Here is a 16,794-nt window from a genome sequence, read left to right as displayed (position 1 = left end):
GACCGAGGTGGGAGCGGCATGAACTCCTCCAGCGACCTCGACGCCGGCCGTGCGGCTGTCGCCGACCGGCGTTGGGCGGATGCCTGGGAACTGCTCGCCCGCGTCGATGCCCGCGACGGTCTCGGTGGGTCCGATCTGGAGCTGCTCGCGACCGCCGCACTCCTCCGCGGAGAAGCGCAGGCCAGCATCGACGCGCTTTCGCGCGCGTACGCGGCGCACCTCAGCGCCGGGGACACCGCTGGCGCCGCGCGCTCGGCGGGATGGCTCGCGCTGAACCTGATCGAACAAGGGGACTTCACCAACAGCGTGCTGTGGGCGGCGCGCGCGATGCGGATCGTCAACGCCATGCCAGAACCCGGCGCGCTGGCCGGATTCGTCCGGATGGCCCCTGCCGTCGGTCAGCTCGGCAGCGGGAACAACGCCGAAGCGGTGCATGCGTTCGAGGAGGTCCTTGCGATCGCCGAGTGCGAGGCCGACCGCGAACTGGCGACGCTCGCCAGACTCGGCCTGGGGAAGTCTCTCATCGAGTCCGGCGCCGTCTCCGAGGGACTCGGACGCCTCGATCAGGCCATGACCTCCATCGCGGCCGGCGATGTGGCCCCGCTGCCGACCGGCGTGATCGTCTGCGGCGCGGTCTCCGACGCCATCCTGGCCTTCGACCTGGACCGCGCGGCCGCGTGGACGGGTGTGCTGGGGCGGTGGTGCATCGAGCAGCCGCAGCTCATCGCGTTCAGCGGGCAGTATCGCGCACTGGAGGCCGGACTTCTGCTGGTCCGGGGGGCCTGGACGGAGGCGTCGGCAGCCGTGGAGCTCGCCCTCTCGCGATTCCGCGCGGGCGACTACCGAGCGATCTGGGGTGCGCCCTATCAGCACGCGGAGCTCTCGCGCCTGCGCGGTGCGTTCCACTCCGCCGAGGAGTCCTACCGACGCGCCGGCGAATCGGGATGGGAACCGCAGCCGGGTCTCTCGCTGCTCCACCTCGCGCTCGGTCGCGCGCGGCGCGCGCAGGACGAGATCCGGCGAAGCGCCGCGGGTGCCGACCCGCTCACCCGGCGGTACCTGCTTCCTGCCGTCGCCGAGGTCGAGATCGCTGCGGGAGATCACGATGCTGCTCGCCGCGCGGTCGAAGAGCTGCGCGACGCGAGCGGGACCTCCGCCACGCCGATGCTCGACGCCACGATCGCCGCCACCGACGCGAGGGTGCTGCTCGCCGAAGGCCGCACGGCCGACGCGCTGGACGCGGCCCGCACCGCCGTGCGGGCCTGGGACCTGGTCGGGGCGCCCTATGAGGCTGCGCGGAGCCGCGTACTCGCCGGACGCGCCTTGCACACGATCGGCGAGGCGGAGGCGGCGCACGAAGAGTTCGATGCTGCCCGCACGGTGTTCCTCGCGCTCGGCGCGGAACCCGCCGTCGCCGAACTGGCCGCTGTGATGGGCGACCGTCGCGCCGGCGCGCTCACAGCTCGCGAACTGGAGGTGCTTCGGCTCGTGTCGACGGGCCTCACCAATCGAAGGATCGGCGAAAGGCTCTCCCTGAGCGAGAAGACGGTCGCGCGTCACCTCGCCAACATCTTTGGCAAGCTCGGTATCACGTCCCGAGCGGCTGCGACGGCCTACGCGTACGAGAACGGCCTGGTCTGACAGGGCGCCGCCTCTACACAGAATTACCCACGGGCAGCATCCGTCGAAGATGCGCTCTTCGGCCGACGCGGCACCCGGGCGCCCGCGCCTACCGTATGGCCATGGACATCCCGCTGATCGCCGGCACGGCTTCGACCGTCGTGTTCGCGGTCAGCAACCTGCCGATGCTCGGCAAGGCGCTGCGCACTCGTGACGTCTCGTCGTACAGCCTGCCGAGCATCGCGATGATCAACGCGGCGAATGCGGTCTACTCGCTCTACGTGTTCAGTCTTCCTCCGGGCCCGATCTGGGCGCTGCACACCTTCTACCTGATCTCGTGCGCGATCATGCTGGTGCTGTGCCTCGCGCAACGGCGCGCGGCGACACGGCGGCGCGCGCTCGACGACACCATTGCTGCGGATGGGCCCGTCAGTGATCTTCGCGGCCACGCAGGCGGTCGATCTCGCGGCGCTCGCGCTTGGTGGGGCGGCCCGCGCCTCGGTCGCGCTGCGCCATGATCGGCGTGGGGTCGCGCGGGGGAGTGCGATCCTCCATCGCTGCCGCGACCAGGGGTGCGCCGACGCGCTTGGAGATCGGCTGACGCACGACCAGCATGCGATCGAACCCGTCGATCCGCACCCGCACCTCGTCACCGGGCTTCACAGCCTGCGCCGCCTTCACCCGTTCTCCGCCCACGCGCACGTGCCCGGCGCGGCAGGCCGTCGTCGCGGCCGAGCGGGTCTTGTAGATCCGCACGGCCCAGAGCCAGGCGTCGACGCGCACGGACGTGCCCGGGGCCGCAGCATCCATCAGGGGATCACCGCCGGTGTCGGCGCCGTCTGCCGCGCCCGCACGCTCACCAGGACGCCCGCTGCGATGAGCCCCTGGCCGAGGCAGTAGGTGAGCATGACGAGCGGGCTCGTCCAGTCGGGCATGGCGTCGGGCGTGAAGAGGCGGAACGCCAGCACCGAGTCCGACGCGAGGAAGAACACCCCGCCCCACACGATGAGCGGATGGCAGCGGGACGCCGCGAACGCCGTGCCGCCGAGCACCAGTCCGTAGATCGCCACGGCGATGGCGAGTCCGCCGAGGTGGGGCCACAGCACGGCGAGGAGCACCACCCACCACACGGCGTACACGGCGGCCCAGAGGGGGACGCGGCGCACGGCGAGCCGCTGCCAGAACAGCCAGATGTAGCAGAGGTGCGCGAGGCCGAAGAAGAGCAGCATCATCGGCACGGTCGGCAGCCACGGGACGAAGGTGCCGGCGCCGTCGCCGAGCCACGAGAGCACGATCGCGACGACCAGCAGGGTGTGGGTGGGCGTCCAGCGGGAGCCCCACGCGCCCCAGACGACCGCGAGCCCGAGAAGCGGCATCAGGGCCAGCTTGGTGGGCGCGGCGACGGCATCGGAGCCGACCGCGAGCGCCGAAACATGCACGATCGACACCGCGATGTACGGCACGAACCCGATCCAGAGCCGACGCATGATCCTCCTCGAGACGCAGGGCAACCATAATCGTCGCATGACCGATGTGCTGGCTCGGATGGGCCTCGTCCGGATGTCCGCACGCGATACCGGTGCGTCGCACCGCGTGTCGACGCCGCTGGAGCTGCTGTTCGACCTCGTCTTCGTCGTCGCGGTGTCGCAGGCGTCGCAGAACCTGCACCACCTCATCAGCGAGGACCACGTCGGCCAGGGCGTGCTCGCCTACCTGATGGTGTTCTTCGCGATCTGGTGGGCGTGGATGAACTTCACGTGGTTCGCTTCGGCGTTCGACACCGACGACTGGCTCTACCGCGTCCTCACGATCGTCCAGATGGGCGGCGTGCTCGTGCTCGCAGCGGGCGTGCACGACGCGATGGTGGAGTTCGACTTCCTCGTGGTGACGTGGGGCTACGTCATCATGCGGTTGGCGATGGTGGCGCAGTGGCTGCGGGCCGCGGCATCCGATCCCGACTCCCGCCAGACCGCGCTGCGCATGGCGGCCGGGGTGAGCGTGGTCCAGGTGCTGTGGGTCGCCCGCATCTACCTGCTGGACGACGTGGCCCAGTTCTGGACGTTCTTCGTCCTCGTCGTGCTCGAGCTGCTGGTGCCGGTATGGGGCGAGGCGTCGGGGCGCACGGCATGGCACCCCCACCACATCGCCGAGCGGTACGGGCTGTTCACCCTCCTGCTGCTCGGCGAGAGCCTGCTCGCCTCGGCGAATGCGATCATCGACGCACTCGGCGAGGGGGAGCACGTTCCGGAGCTCGTGACGCTTGCGATCTCGGGCATCGTCGTCACCGCCGGCATCTGGTGGGTCTACTTCTCGCGCGAGCAGCAGCACCGGCTCGAAGGCAGGAAGTCCGCCTTCCGCTTCGGGTACCTGCACTACGTGATCTTCGCGGCCGTCGGTGCGGTGTCGGCCGGTGTCGAGGTCGAGATCGACGAGATCACCGGCCACACCGAGATCCCGCACGCGATCGCCGGCCTCGCGCTGACCCTCCCGATCGCCATCGTGGTGGCGGGATCGTGGGTCGTGCTGCTGCGTGCGTCACTGTCGCGATGGGCGTCGGCGGCCGTGCTCACAGGGGCGGTGCTGATCGCGCTGGCGGGCGTGCTGCCGTCGGGCGAGTATGTCGCCGCCGCGGCGCTCCTGGTGGGCGTCGTCGTCGTGCTCGAGGTCGATCGCGTTCGTCGGGAGTCGACGCCGGTGCACTGAGGTCTCGGGGTTTACTCCGCGAGGTCGAGCGAGACGATCGCGAGGTGCGGCTTCGGTCGCGCCACTTCGCGGAACCCGGCCTCTTCGAACGTCGACAGCACGCCGTGGAACAGGTCGTTGACGGGGATCTTCTTGCCCGCATCGAGGTCGAGCGGGTACGCCTCGATCACGCGGGCGCCGCTCGTGCGTGCGTAATCGATCGCCGCGTCGAGGAGCTTCGCGTTGAGTCCCTGCTGACGATGCTCCTTGCGCACGACGAAGCAGCTGACCGACCACACCGAGTCGTCGTCCCAGGGCTCCTGCGAGGCATCGGTGAAGTTGCGCGTGCGCCCGATCCGCACCTGCTTCGTGCGCGGTCCGATCCGCACCCAGCCGGCCGCTTCACCGTCGACGTACGCGATGAGGGCGGGAGGGGGACCCGCGTCCATCTCGTCGCGCAGCATCCCTTCGCGCCGCTCCTGCGAGGTCTTCTGCCACTCGGCGTTCGTGATCATCCACCACTGGCACTGGCAGCCGTGCCCGTCACCACCGCCGCTCAGCGCGTGCTGCGCGTCGGCGAAGCGATCTGCGGTGGCCGGTTCGATGGTGATGTTCGCCATGTCGCGACGCTATTGCGCCCCACCGACATGGGCAAGCGATCGACGGATGCCACGCCCGGGCGTCCCTCGGTTCGCGAGGCCTCCGCGGAGCGGGTAGGATGGGGGAGTTGTCCACGCGCAAGCGGGGGCTAACGGGATGTGGCGCAGCTTGGTAGCGCACTTGACTGGGGGTCAAGGGGTCGCAGGTTCAAATCCTGTCATCCCGACCAATCGAAAGAGGGTCGGCCGAAAGGCCGACCCTCTTTCGTCTCTCCTACGAGCGGATCGAGCGTCGCCGCCGCGCGTATGCGGCCATCGCTGCGCCCACGAGGAGGAGGAGCCCTGCGGCCACGAGCGCCGCGGACGGATCCGCACCGGTCGGCGGCAGGCCTCCAGTGGAGGGCGGAGTCGACGCCGGGGGCGTCGGTGGAGGCGTCGTGACCGGCGCCGCCGCGACGACCACGACGATCGTCAGCGCCTCGCCGGTACCGCCGTCCTTGTCGGTCGACGTCAGGGACGCCGTGTACGTGCCGGCCGCCGCATAGGTGTGCGTGACTGGCGGATCCGCCGGGCCGACGACCGTCAGGACCGGCGAGCCGTCGCCCCAGTCGACCGTGTACGTGAAGTCCGCGGCCATGTCGGCGGACGACGGATCGTCCGCCCCGACCTTGATCGTGAACGGTGATCCGGCTGTCGCGGTCAGGGCGCCGGTCACGACGGTGTCCGGTGCCGTGTTGACGACGGCCAGGCTGGTGGTGGAGGTGCTCTGCTGCGAACCGAGCGTCACGCGAAGGGCGACGGTGTGGTTCGACGGGCCGTCGTCGATGCCCAGCGCCTCGAGCTGATCCCAGGTCAGCGTGGGCGTCAGGCCGCTCGCGTCGCTGTAGTCGCCGTCCGCGTCGAGGTCCCACTCGTATGTGGCTCCGGGGCTGGACCCGGTGCCGTCCAGGGCCAGGCTCTCTCCCTCGGCCACCGAGTACGGTCCGCCCGCCACCGAGACCGCGGGGGTCAGCACGACCTGATCCAGGTTGCCGCTGCTGGTGGCGTAGGCCGCCGTTCCGGAGTAAGTCGCGGTGAGGGGATGCGTGCCGGCGGGCAACGCGCTGGTGGTGAGCGTCGCTGTGCCGTTCGCGTCGAGCGCGACGGCGCCGCCGAGCGGGCTGCCGGCGTCGGCGAACGAGATCATTCCGGCGGTGACGGGTGATCCGCCGGCCGTCACCGTCGCGGTGAACGTCACGGCTTGGCCGACGAGTGAGGGGTTCAGGCTAGACGTGATGGCCGTCGTCGTCGAAGCGAGACCGACCACCTGATCCACGCTCGCGCTGCTCGTGGCGTACGCCGGCGTTCCCGAGTAGGTCGCAGTGAGGGCATGCGTGCCCACACCGAGCGCGCTCGTGGTGAACGTCGCCATCCCGTTGGCGTCGACGGGGACGTTCGAAGCGAGCGGCGTGGCTCCGTCGGTGAACGAGACGGTCCCGCCGGTGACGGGCGAGCCGCCGGACGTGACGGTCGCGGTGAACGTCACGGAGTCGCCGAAGAAGGAGGGGTTCACGCTCGAGGTGAGCGCCGTCGCGGTTGCGCTCACGGTCGCGACCGTAAGGCACCACCCGCCGCTGATCGACCCGGCGTCGCCGCCCGCGTCGTCCACCACCCACAGGCTCCAGACGCCGTTCCCGTTGCCGCCGTTGAACGTCGCCAGGGTGGTCGCCGCGCTGATGGCCGGAGCGGGCGCGGGGAACGCAGCATCCGTCCCCTCCGTGTCGAGGTCGCTCGCTCGGAACGTGCCCGAGACGAGCGGCGCAGGCACCGAACCGGCGGCGGCGTCGTCGAAGACGACGGTCGCGCCGCTCACGGGTGTGGTGCCACCGGCGTCGCTCATCAGCAGGAGGTTGGTAGCGGGTGTGGGGCCGGACAGCATGACGTCGAGGTCGATCGGCGCGGTGTGCGAGATCCCATTGAGGGTCGCAGTGACCTTCGTGACCGGACCGGCGAGCCCTGACACGGTGATGTTCGACGGATAGGGAGCGGATGCTCCTTCCTGAGGAACCGTCAACGCCCCCGGGTTGCAGAAGGTGTTCCCGGTGACGACGGTCGTGTTGTCGACCCGCTGCGACACCGAGCCGTTGCTCCCCAGGAATCCGGTGCTCCCCGCGTACGTCGCGAGGATCGCGTGGGTGCCCTCGGCGAGGGCGCTGGTGGTGACGGACGCCTGCCCCGAGGCGTTGAGTGCGACGGGGGCGCCGAGGGCGGCGTTGTCCGCAGTGAAGGCGACGCTCCCCGTCGTCACCGGGTTGCCGCCGGCGGTGACCGTCGCGGTGAAGGTCACCGGGTCGCCGGTCGTCGACGGTGTGCCCGACGTGGTCACCGTGGTCGTCGTCGCCACCGCGGCCTGCTCGGTCGTGATGACCAGGCTCCATCCGCCTGCCATCGTTCCCAGATCTCCCGACGTGTCGTCGACGATGAACAGCTGCCAGGTGCCGTTGGGGGCGATGCCGGTGAACGCTCCCGCGAGAGTCGTCTGCGCGGATGGTGCGGGCGCGGGCGCCGGGAAGGCGTCTCCGCTGCCGTTGTTGCTCGGACGATATGAACCGGTCGGCACGCTGCCGCTCGGCACGACATCGGCGGCGGAATCGTCGAAGGTGAGCGTCGCGTTGCTCGACGTCGTCAGCGTGTTCGGCGCGCCGACGTCGGACATCACGACCAGGTTCTGCCCGGTGGGCGCGACGACCAGCGCGTCCACGTCGTTCAGCGCCCCGTGCGTGAGGCCGTGGAAGACCACCTGAACCTTCGTGACGAGCCCCGCCAACCCCGACACCGTGATGTTCGACGGGTAAGGGTTCGCGGGACCGGTCTGGTTCGCCGATCCCGCCGCGGGTATCGCGATCGACGCCGTGTTGCTGAACGTCGTCGGTCCGTCCGCGTGCGCGAGCGACGGCGCGGCGACGGCGCCGAGCAGCGCAAGAGCGATGGAGACGGATGCTGCGATCCCACGTCGCGGGAACCGTGAGCGTGAGGTCTCGCCTCGCCGCGACTCGGATCTGACCATGCTCTGCACCCCTTCGTCGGGATCCGGTGCGCTGGACCGCCGTGGGGCGAGGGTCACGGACACAGGGCTTGACGGCACCCTATGACCGGCATGGTCCGCTTGTACAGGTCCGCCCCCGACTCGACGGAGCGGGGCCGAGGCGTCAGCCCGCGTGCGTCAACACCCGCACAGCGCTGTTCACCCGCGCGCCGGGCGTCGACTCGTCGATGTTGATCACGACGGGCTGGTGCTCGAGCACCTCTTCGCGCTCGTACTGCGCGTACGACATCACGATGACGACGTCGCCGGTGTGGACGAGGCGCGCCGCGGCGCCGTTGATCTGCATCACGCCGGTGCCGCGCTCGCCGGCGATCGTGTAGGTCTCGAAGCGCGCGCCGTTGTTGACGTCGACCACGTGCACCTGCTCGTGCTCGACGATGTCGGCGAGATCCAGCAGATCGGCGTCGATCGTGATCGAGCCGACGTAGTTCAGGTCGCTGCCGGTGACGGTGGCGCGGTGGATCTTGGACTTCAGCAGGGTGCGACGCAAGAGAAACTCCGGGGGATAGTGGATCGAGTCCATAATACGGCCGCCCCTGACCCGAATCGTGGTCCTGTGCGCGCCCCAGGTAGTCTGGACCCGATGGGGAACACTCGTGCCGAGGCGGCATATCTGCGGGCTCTCGCGGCGTTCCGAACCCCCACCCTCGATCTGCTCCACGGTCGCTACGCGCCCTTCGTGGTCGCGGCCCTCTCCATCGTGTTCACGGTCGATCGCCCGTCGGTCGAGATCTCCGACGCGCACGCCGAGGTCGCCGAGATTCTCGACGAACTCCGCGCCGCGGGCTACGACGAGGGCGATCGCACGCTCCCGGTCGGCACCGCCCGCGAGATCTGCCGCTACTGGGTGCGGGTCGGATGGCTCGTGCCACAGATCGACGGCGACGCCGAGGTGTACCGCCTGACCGCGCACGCGGTGGGCGCGCTCGAGATCACCGGGCGCACCGCCGGAGGCCGGACGCGCGTGTCGAACTCGCGCGTCCGCACTCTGCTGGAGGCGGTCGAGCGCCTCTCCGATCACGCCGAGACGGATCCCGCCGTCCGGATGGCCCGCCTCATCCAGGAGCGTGACGCGCTCGACGCCGAGATCGCCCGCCTCGAGCTCGGCCAGTCCGAGCCGATCGACGACGAGCAGCTCCTCGAAGAGGCGGAGAACGTGCTGCACCTGGCGCGCGAGCTGCCGGCGGACTTCACGCGCGTCGCCGAATCCATCAAGGCCATGCAGCGCGACGTCGTCGCCGACCTGCGTCGTGACGTCCGCCCGACCGGCGAGGTGCTGCGCGAATACCTTCAGCGCGGGCAGCACGTCATGCAGTCCACCGTCGAGGGCCGCGCCTTCGCGGGCGCGCTGCGCCTCATCGGCGACCCGGAACGCATCGACAGCCTCACCGAGCAGCTCCACACGCTGCTCGCCCAGCCGTTCACTCGCCTCATGGACGGCGAACAGCGCAAGGAGCTGGACGCCATCGGCCGCCGCGTCGAGCTCGGCGTCGAGGAGGTGCTCACCGCGCAGCGCCGCGCCTCGCGCGTCATCACCGGACAGGTCCGCACCCACGACCCGATCCGCGACCGTCAGGTCGACGATCTGCTCCGCGACGTCATGTCGGGTCTGCAGACGTGGACCCGCAGTTCGTCCTCCGATGCACTCGTCGAGCCGCTGCGCAGCCTTCCGATGGCCGACGTCGGCCATCTGCGGCAGTCGGTGAGCGACATCCGCCCTCCTGGCGCGCCCGCTCCGCTCACCACCTCGGACGAGGACGCGGAATTCACGGATGCTGACACCCGCGCGTGGGGAGGACCCCGGTACGCCGAGCTCGAGGCCTACGTCGCCGGCCTCGGCGACGCGTTCGATCTGGCCGACGCGTTCCAGAGCGCGGATGACGAAGCCCGACGGCCGGTGGACCTCGTGGGCCTCCTCGAGATCGCCCACCGCAACGGCATGAGTGAGGGCGACGAGGTGTCCGTCGTCGAAGCCCTGCGCCCCGACGGGACGACGCGCCGGTTCGCGTTCGGATCCGTGACCGCCCGCACTGCGAAGGAGCACGACGATGACTGAGACCGCCACGCAGGCCGATCTCGACGCCGGCGATGTCGATGCCACCGACATCGCCATCGAGGAGGCCGCCGCGAGCGACGCGTTCATCGCACCCGCTTCGATGGAGGACGACCTCGACGAGCTCTTCCCCGGCGACCGCGGGGTCCTCGACGCCGCAGTGCGGCGCGTGTTCGTACATGTGCTGCAGCGGCGGTTCCTGCTGGCGGACCGCAACCGCGACGAGTGGACGGTGCTGCTCGACAACCAGCAGCTCATCGAGTCGCGTCTCAACGATCTCTTCGTGCGCCTCGTGGTCGACCACGACCGCGGCGTCGCCTACAAGCAGCAGGTGCGTTCCGACGAGTTCGAGATGCCGATCCTGCTCCGGGATGCCGCGTACACGCGCTCCGAGACGCTCGTGCTCGTGCACCTGCGCACCGTCTATCAGCGCGAGTCCGCGGCGGGCGAGCCGGCAGCCCGCGTCGACATCGAGGACGTCGAGCAGACGGTCATGAGCTACTTCGTGGACGCCGACGGCGACACCGCTCGCCGGCAGCGCTCGATCCGCAAGGCGATGGATCGGCTCGCGCGCGACGGGATCGTCGACGAGGAGACCACCGGCCGGTTCCGCATCAGCCCGCTCGTCGAGATCGTGCTGAGCGCCGAGAAGCTGCGCGAGCTGCGCGACTGGCTGCGCACGCAGTCTGATCCGGCGCGCGCAGAAGGCGCAGCATCCGTCGCCGCCGTCGATGTGTTCGACGAGGCCGAGGAAGACGACCTCGAGGAGAACGCGCTGTGACGATGCTCGACACGCTGTTCGGGCTGATCCCGGCGGCATCGCGCGGGCAGCAGTGGCTCGCCGAGGACCTGCAGCTCGTCAACTGGGGTGGCTACGACGGCGCGCACCGCGTGCGGTTCTCGCCTGAGGCGACCCTGCTGTGCGGCGGGTCGGGCTCGGGCAAGTCGACGCTGATGGACGCGTACATCGCGCTCATGATGCCCCACACGACGCCGTTCAACGGCGCGTCGAACGGGGGAGTGACGGGGCGTCCGCGCGGCGACGAGCAGCGCAACATCCTCTCCTACGGACGCGGCAAGCTCGACGAGTCGCGCACCGAGGAGGGCACGAAGATGCGTGTGCTCCGCGGCGACGGCGAAGACACGTGGACCGCCGTCGCGATGACGTGGATCGACCACGACGGCTCCCGCTTCACCGCGGTGCGCGCGTGGTACATCCCGGCCGGCGCTCGCGTGCTCGAAGACACCGTGCGCGTCCGCGCGACGACGGACCGGGCGTTCGACGTCAGCTCGCTGCAGGAGGCCGCGGCGCTGCGCCTCTCCGACCTCGCGATCCGCAACGCCGGACTCGACCCCGTCGGAACAGATCGCGAGTTCTCGGCGCGGCTGCACGCGGTGCTCGGGATCGGCGCCGCGGGCGCGGGAGGCAAGGCGATGAGCCTGCTCGCCCGCATCCAGGCCGGCCAGCAGATCACGACGGTGGACGACCTGTACAAGCGCCTCGTGCTCGAAGAGCCCGAGACGATGACCACTGCAGACGCCGTCGTCGCGCACTTCGACGGCCTCGAGAGCACGCGCACGCGCATGCTGACGGCGCGCCAGCAGGTGAGCGCGCTCGAGCCCATCCGCGAGCTGCGCGAGAAGATCGCGGTGGCGCTCGAGCGCGTGCGGCTCATCGACGAGGTCGGCGAGTTCTCCGACCCGGCCTCGCTGGCGACGCTCTGGCGCGCCGATCGGCGACTGGGCATGCTGCGCGAGGTCGAGACCGAGCTGCGCGACCGCAAGAATGCGGCCGACACCACGCTTCGTGAGAAGCGTGCGCTGGCCGACGCCGCTGAGGCGGAGCGCGACGGGCTCGTCGAGGTGCTGCGGCTCTCGGGCGGCGATCGCCTCGAGACCGCACAGCGGGAACTGCGCGAAGTCGAGCGGCGGCTGACCGCGACGCAGAGCCGGCGCGTGGGGTTCGACGCAGACCTGCGTGCGATCGGCGAGGACGCGGCCTCGCAGGCCGAGTTCGCGGAGCTGATGGACCGCGCCCGCGAGAGCCTCGCCGACCGCGATGCGAAGGGTGGGGTGCGGGCCGCGTACGCCGAGGCGATCTCGGCGGAGAAGTCCGCGGCCCGCGAGATCGCTGAGCTGGAGGCCGAGGTGCGGCGGGCGACCGGGCTGCAGGGCAACATCCCGCGGGCGCTGCACGAATCGCGCGAGCTCGTGGCGCGCGCGGCCGGCATCGAGGTCGAGGACCTGCCCTTCGTCGGCGAGCTCGTCGAGGTGCGCACGGAGTTCGAGCCGTGGCGCGAGGCCTTCAACCTCGCCCTGGGCGGTTTCGCGACGACCCTTCTCATCGACGTGGATCATCTCGGGCGATTCCGCACGGCGATCGACGCGGTGCGGACGCCGGTGCGCCTGCGCTACGAGGGGGTTCACGCCGGACTCGACGAGGCGGATCTGCGCGACACGAACACGTTGCCCGGTCGCCTGGACTACCAGAGCACGCCGTTCACGGGCTGGCTGCAGGAGCGTCTCGCCGACCGCTTCGGCTTCGTGTGCGTCGACTCCGCCACCGGCCTGTCGCAGCACCGCATGGCGCTCACGATCACCGGTCAGATGTCGCAGGGCAGTCGTGGTGCGCACGGCGGCCACGGCCGCGAGAACGTGCTCGGATTCTCGAACGACCGGCGCCTCGCCGACCTCGCGCGGCAGCTCGACGCCGCCCGCGCGAGGCTCGAGCACGCCGCCGAGGACCGCAAGCGGGCGGATGCCGCGCTCGACGCCGTCGACGCTCGCTTCGCGGTATACGCCAAGGTCCGCGATCTCACCTGGGAACAGGTCGACGTCGCCGCCGTTACGGCCGAGCGGGACCGTTGGCTCGCCGTGCAGGACGACGTGACGGCATCCAATCCGGAGATCGCCCGCGTGCAGGGGCAGATCGCCGCCGCGAAGGGCAAGGCTGCGCGCCTGCGCGAAGAGATCGCGCGCACCACGGTCGAGCGCGAGCAGATCGAGTCGCAGTGGAGCGACGTCATCGACGACGTCGACGCGGACCAGACGGTGATCGATGCCGCGGAAGACGCGGGACGGATGCTGCGCCCCGAGCAGGTCGCGTTCCTCGACGACCGTTTCAGCCTGACCGATACGTCGCGGCCCGCGAGCGCCTCGGACGCGCTGGCCGGTTTCGTCGCCGCGCTCACGACCGCCGCGCAGCGGCTGACCGAGGACCGCCGCGCTGCTGCGGACTCGCTCGAGCAGCAGCGCGACAGCGTGCGCCGGATCATGGTGAGCTTCCTTGAGCGCTGGCCGAATCCGAACCTGCTGCCCGACCCGGATGAGTCCGTCGACGACTTCGAGCGCATCCTGGAGGCGCTCAGGACGAGCGGGCTGCACGAGCTCGAGGCCGAATGGCGCGACAGCCTGCTGAAGCTGTCGGGCAACGACCTCACGAACCTGGACTCGACGTTGAGCCGCTCGATCCGCGAGATCCGCGATCGCATCGAGCCGATCAACCAGATCATGCAGGACCTGCCGTTCTACGACGACGACCACCGGCTGCAGATCACGACGCGCGAGAACCAGTCCGAGGCGCGCCGCCGCTTCCGCCGCGAACTGCGCGAGGTGCGTGCGCTCATCGAGGCGGCGTCGTCCGACGATGAGCGCGAGCAGGTGTATCGGCGGATGTCGAAGCTGATCGGCCACATGCGACGGTCGGCACCCGACTTCGGTGACCTGATCGATGTGCGCAACCACGTGCGGGTGAGCGCGGAGCGCGTCGACGCCGCGACCAAGCAGCACGTCGCCTTGTACGACCACATCGGAGAGAAGTCCGGCGGCGAGTCGCAGGAGCTCATCGCGTTCATCGTCGGTGCGGCCCTCCGCTATCAGCTCGGTGATGCCGGTGCGGTGCGTCCGCGCTACGCCCCGGTGTTCATGGACGAGGCGCTGATCAAGGCCGACGCCCACTTCACCAAGCGCGCGATCGGCGCGTGGCGCGGCCTCGGCTTCCAGCTCGTGATCGGTGCGCCGAACGACAAGTACAGCGCCATCGAGCCGCACGTCGATGTCGAGTACGACATCCTCAAGGACACCCGCGGCCGCTCGTGGGCGAAGCCCAAGGTCGGCATGCCGGCACTCTAGGAACCGGCGGTGCCGAGCGGCACGGTCACCACACCCGATGCCCCGTCGACGGTCACGTCGACCCCGGTCGTGATCGTCTCTGTGGCACGCGGCACACCGACGACCGCGGGGATGCCGTACTCCCGCGCGACGACGGCGCCGTGGCTGTTCGCGCCACCCATCTCCATGACGAGTCCGCCCGCGGTGAGGAACAGCGGAGTCCAGCCTGGATCGGTCGAGGGGGCGACGAGGATCTCGCCGGGTTCGAGACGCGCCCCGACGGGGTCGAGGATGACGCGCGCGGGCGCGGTGACGGTCCCGGCCGACGCCGGAGTGCCTCGCAGGGCTCCGGGCTGATCCGCAGCGGCGCCGGCCCCGACGGCCTCCGGTTCTGTGCCGTCGGAGAGCAGCATGCGCGGCACATGCCGACGCCAGAGCTCGGTGTCGTACCGGTCTCTGCGCTCACGGACCGTCGCGCGCATGTCGGCTCCCGCCGCGGCGCGCTTCGTCTCGTCGAAGTCGAGGAAGAACACGTCGGCGGGGTCGGCGATCCGTCCCGCCGCGGCGAGCTCGACGCCGATGCCGACGAGTTCCGCCCGCGCCCGGCGCATCGCGATGATCATGAGGAACTTCGGCATCTCGCGCATGCCGACGAGTGCTCGGGCCCGCCGCAGGCAGAACCGGACGGCGGCGGCACGGCGTCGGCCGCGCTCGCGTGCGCGACCGACGAGGGTGTCGATCATCGCCTCGGCGTCGCGGGCGCCGGCCGCGAAGTGCTGCGCGGGGGTCGCCGCATCCGTGTCGAGGCGAAGGTATCCCGACAGCACGCCGAAGAGGTGCGCGGGGTCTTCGGCCCATCGCGGCATGCCGAGGTCGATCTCGGCGACGGCGCGGTGGCCGTAGCGGGCGAGGAAGTTGGCCATCGCGCGCTGCAGGACGGCAGGCAGCGCGCCCGCCAGATAGGCATCGGCGAGGTCCTCGGCGTCGCGGGTGCGAAGCGCCGCAGCCGACTCGGAGTCGCGCCGCGCGCGCACGGCGACGTCCCACAGTTCGAGGTCCATCTGCGTGGTGACGTTGTCGGGCACGCTGCGGAGCACCGTCTGCAGGTCTCCCGGCTGCGCCGAGCCGCGCAGCAGTCGGCTCGCGAGCCCGAGCATGCCGAATCCGACGACGGCTCCGGGCAGGCTCCGGGGCGCCAGGGGCATCGTCCGGAACAGCAGATCGACGACCCCGTCGACGCGGGACGGGATGTCGCCGCCGGCAGGGATGTCCCGCGCCCGCACCTCGATGGCGAGGCGCTGCACCCGCCGCTGGGCGGCCGTGGGGCTGAAGAGCGCCTGTCCGAGCAGCAAGGGCAGCCGGATGCGGGCGGCAATGTGCAGGAAGCCGCGTGCGAAGTGTCGCCGCGACCTCGGGAGCACCGAGAATCGCGGGTCGTCGAACAGTCCGCGGAGGACCACGGCGGACCGCGCCTCCATCACGTCGAGCGCCCGCGGGAAGATCTCGCGGCCGACCGCCGATCGCACGACGGGCGTCGCATCGAGGAAGATGCGGTCGCCGCCGATCGCGAAGGCGCCCGGCCCGTCGGAGATCCGGGTGGGTCGGCGGCCGATGAGGTCGAGGAAGCCCGAGCCGATCACCCGGAAGGCGGCGACGCCCATCGGCGTGATGGGCCGATGGAGCCCCTGCGCGAGGCTGACGCAGAAGTACACACGGGTCTCGCCGGCGGGTAGCCGGGTATCGCGCACAGGCACGGGGAACAGCGTCGTGACCGGCCGGGACTGGGTGAGCCAGGCGTGCCCGTCGCCGTCGATCGCCCACTCGATGTCCTGGGGGCTGCCGAACGCCCGCTCCACGCGGTCTCCGAGCGCGGCGAGCGCACGCACCTGCGCGTCGGTGACGCTCGCCGGCTGGTCGGCCTCGCCGCCGGGCCGCCGATCGAGGATGCGCCCAGTCGCCGTGTCGATGATGAAGTGGTCGGGGTCGACCGAGCCCGACACGACGGCCTCGCCGAGACCGCGTGCCGCGTCGAGCACCGCCTGACGGCGGCGGCCGGTCACCGGGTCGGCCGTGAACAGCACGCCTGCGGAATCGGCGTCGACCATCCGCTGCACGACGACCGCCAGGGCGACCCCCGCGCCGTCGATGCCCTGGGCGGTACGGTAGGCGACCGCGCGGTCGGTCCACAGCGACGCCCAGCAGCGGTGGACCGCGTCCAGCACGTCGTCGACGCCGGCCACGTTGAGGTACGTGTCCTGCTGCCCGGCGAAGCTCGCGCCAGGGAGGTCCTCCGCGGTCGCCGACGATCGTACGGCGACGGCACCGGCCCCCGGCTCCAGCCGGTCATACGCCTCCCGCACCGCTCTGGTGACCTCGTAGGGGAACGGCGCCTCGAGCACGGCCGTCCGCGCGGCCGCGGCATCCGTGATCGTCCCTGACTCGACCGCCGAGCCGCGGACCGCACGCCGGTACGCCTCGGTCGTGACGCAGAAGCCCGGCGGCACGTCGAAGCCCGCGCGGATCAGTTCGCCGAGGTTCGCCGCCTTGCCGCCGACGGTCGCGAGGTCATCGGCCGACAGCTCCGCGAGGTCGACCACGAAGCCGTCGTGCGGTGCGGGGCTGGACGCGGCCATGGTGTCGTCCTA

Annotated in this window: 12 protein-coding genes and 1 tRNA gene; 7 read left to right on the top strand and 6 right to left on the bottom strand. The window is 70.9% G+C overall.

The window, feature by feature from the left end; genetic code table 11:
- Positions 1-18: 18 nt before the first annotated feature.
- On the top strand, positions 19-1,641 hold the full coding sequence (locus ACFVSU_RS04515; protein WP_387138579.1) for a LuxR C-terminal-related transcriptional regulator: 1,623 nt from the start codon (positions 19-21) through the stop codon (positions 1,639-1,641).
- A 101-nt stretch (positions 1,642-1,742) separates the two neighbouring features.
- On the top strand, positions 1,743-2,138 hold the full coding sequence (locus ACFVSU_RS04510; protein WP_387138576.1) for a hypothetical protein: 396 nt from the start codon (positions 1,743-1,745) through the stop codon (positions 2,136-2,138).
- Here the strand turns inward: ACFVSU_RS04510 and ACFVSU_RS04505 are convergent.
- On the bottom strand, positions 2,050-2,430 hold the full coding sequence (locus ACFVSU_RS04505) for an RNA-binding S4 domain-containing protein (protein WP_387138573.1): 381 nt from the start codon (positions 2,428-2,430) through the stop codon (positions 2,050-2,052). The genes ACFVSU_RS04510 and ACFVSU_RS04505 overlap by 89 nt on opposite strands.
- The gene (locus ACFVSU_RS04500; RefSeq protein WP_310290129.1) at positions 2,430-3,107 is read right to left on the bottom strand and encodes a lysoplasmalogenase; all 678 of its coding nucleotides are present in this window, start codon (positions 3,105-3,107) and stop codon (positions 2,430-2,432) included. The genes ACFVSU_RS04505 and ACFVSU_RS04500 overlap by 1 nt, the downstream gene beginning before the upstream one ends.
- A 37-nt stretch (positions 3,108-3,144) precedes the next feature.
- Here ACFVSU_RS04500 and ACFVSU_RS04495 point away from each other — a divergent pair, with 37 nt between their 5' ends.
- Entirely contained in the window at positions 3,145-4,323 is a 1,179-nt protein-coding gene (locus tag ACFVSU_RS04495; protein ID WP_387138569.1) for a low temperature requirement protein A, read from the top strand.
- Between the two features lie 11 nt (positions 4,324-4,334).
- Here the strand turns inward: ACFVSU_RS04495 and ACFVSU_RS04490 are convergent, their stop codons facing one another.
- The gene (locus ACFVSU_RS04490) at positions 4,335-4,922 is read right to left on the bottom strand and encodes a GNAT family N-acetyltransferase (RefSeq protein WP_387138566.1); all 588 of its coding nucleotides are present in this window, start codon (positions 4,920-4,922) and stop codon (positions 4,335-4,337) included.
- Positions 4,923-5,054: 132 nt separating this feature from the next.
- Between ACFVSU_RS04490 and ACFVSU_RS04485 the strand changes: the two genes are divergently transcribed.
- Positions 5,055-5,131: transfer RNA gene (locus tag ACFVSU_RS04485), tRNA-Pro, on the top strand.
- 44 nt (positions 5,132-5,175) lie between these two features.
- On the opposite strand, the gene ACFVSU_RS04480 is transcribed toward ACFVSU_RS04485, so the two are convergent.
- Positions 5,176-7,947, bottom strand: coding sequence for an Ig-like domain repeat protein (locus tag ACFVSU_RS04480; protein WP_387138563.1), 2,772 nt, complete (start codon positions 7,945-7,947; stop codon positions 5,176-5,178).
- A 142-nt stretch (positions 7,948-8,089) separates the two neighbouring features.
- Positions 8,090-8,476 (bottom strand): aspartate 1-decarboxylase, encoded by a 387-nt coding sequence (panD, locus tag ACFVSU_RS04475; protein WP_387138560.1) that lies wholly within the window; start codon positions 8,474-8,476, stop codon positions 8,090-8,092.
- A gap of 93 nt (positions 8,477-8,569) precedes the next feature.
- On the opposite strand from panD, the gene ACFVSU_RS04470 reads away from it, so the two are divergent.
- Genes ACFVSU_RS04470 through ACFVSU_RS04460 form a run of 3 tightly spaced genes read left to right on the top strand, consistent with a single transcriptional unit; the run spans position 8,570 to position 14,170 of the window.
- Positions 8,570-10,042, top strand: a complete 1,473-nt coding sequence (locus ACFVSU_RS04470) for a DUF3375 domain-containing protein (RefSeq protein ID WP_387138558.1) — start codon at positions 8,570-8,572, stop codon at positions 10,040-10,042.
- Positions 10,035-10,820 carry a DUF4194 domain-containing protein gene (locus ACFVSU_RS04465; protein ID WP_387138555.1) on the top strand — a complete coding sequence of 262 codons (786 nt, stop codon included), beginning with the start codon at positions 10,035-10,037 and terminating at the stop codon, positions 10,818-10,820. The genes ACFVSU_RS04470 and ACFVSU_RS04465 overlap by 8 nt, the downstream gene beginning before the upstream one ends.
- The gene (locus tag ACFVSU_RS04460) at positions 10,817-14,170 is read left to right on the top strand and encodes an ATP-binding protein (protein WP_387138551.1); all 3,354 of its coding nucleotides are present in this window, start codon (positions 10,817-10,819) and stop codon (positions 14,168-14,170) included. The genes ACFVSU_RS04465 and ACFVSU_RS04460 overlap by 4 nt, the downstream gene beginning before the upstream one ends.
- Here the strand turns inward: ACFVSU_RS04460 and ACFVSU_RS04455 are convergent.
- Positions 14,167-16,782 (bottom strand): PEP/pyruvate-binding domain-containing protein, encoded by a 2,616-nt coding sequence (locus ACFVSU_RS04455; protein ID WP_387138548.1) that lies wholly within the window; start codon positions 16,780-16,782, stop codon positions 14,167-14,169. The two genes, ACFVSU_RS04460 and ACFVSU_RS04455, sit on opposite strands and share 4 nt — an antisense overlap.
- Positions 16,783-16,794: the final 12 nt, after the last annotated feature.

It is taken from the genome of Microbacterium sp. NPDC058062, assembly GCF_042885375.1.
In the GTDB taxonomy this organism is placed as follows: domain Bacteria; phylum Actinomycetota; class Actinomycetes; order Actinomycetales; family Microbacteriaceae; genus Microbacterium; species Microbacterium trichothecenolyticum_C.
This window is presented reverse-complemented; position numbering and strand designations above follow the sequence as displayed.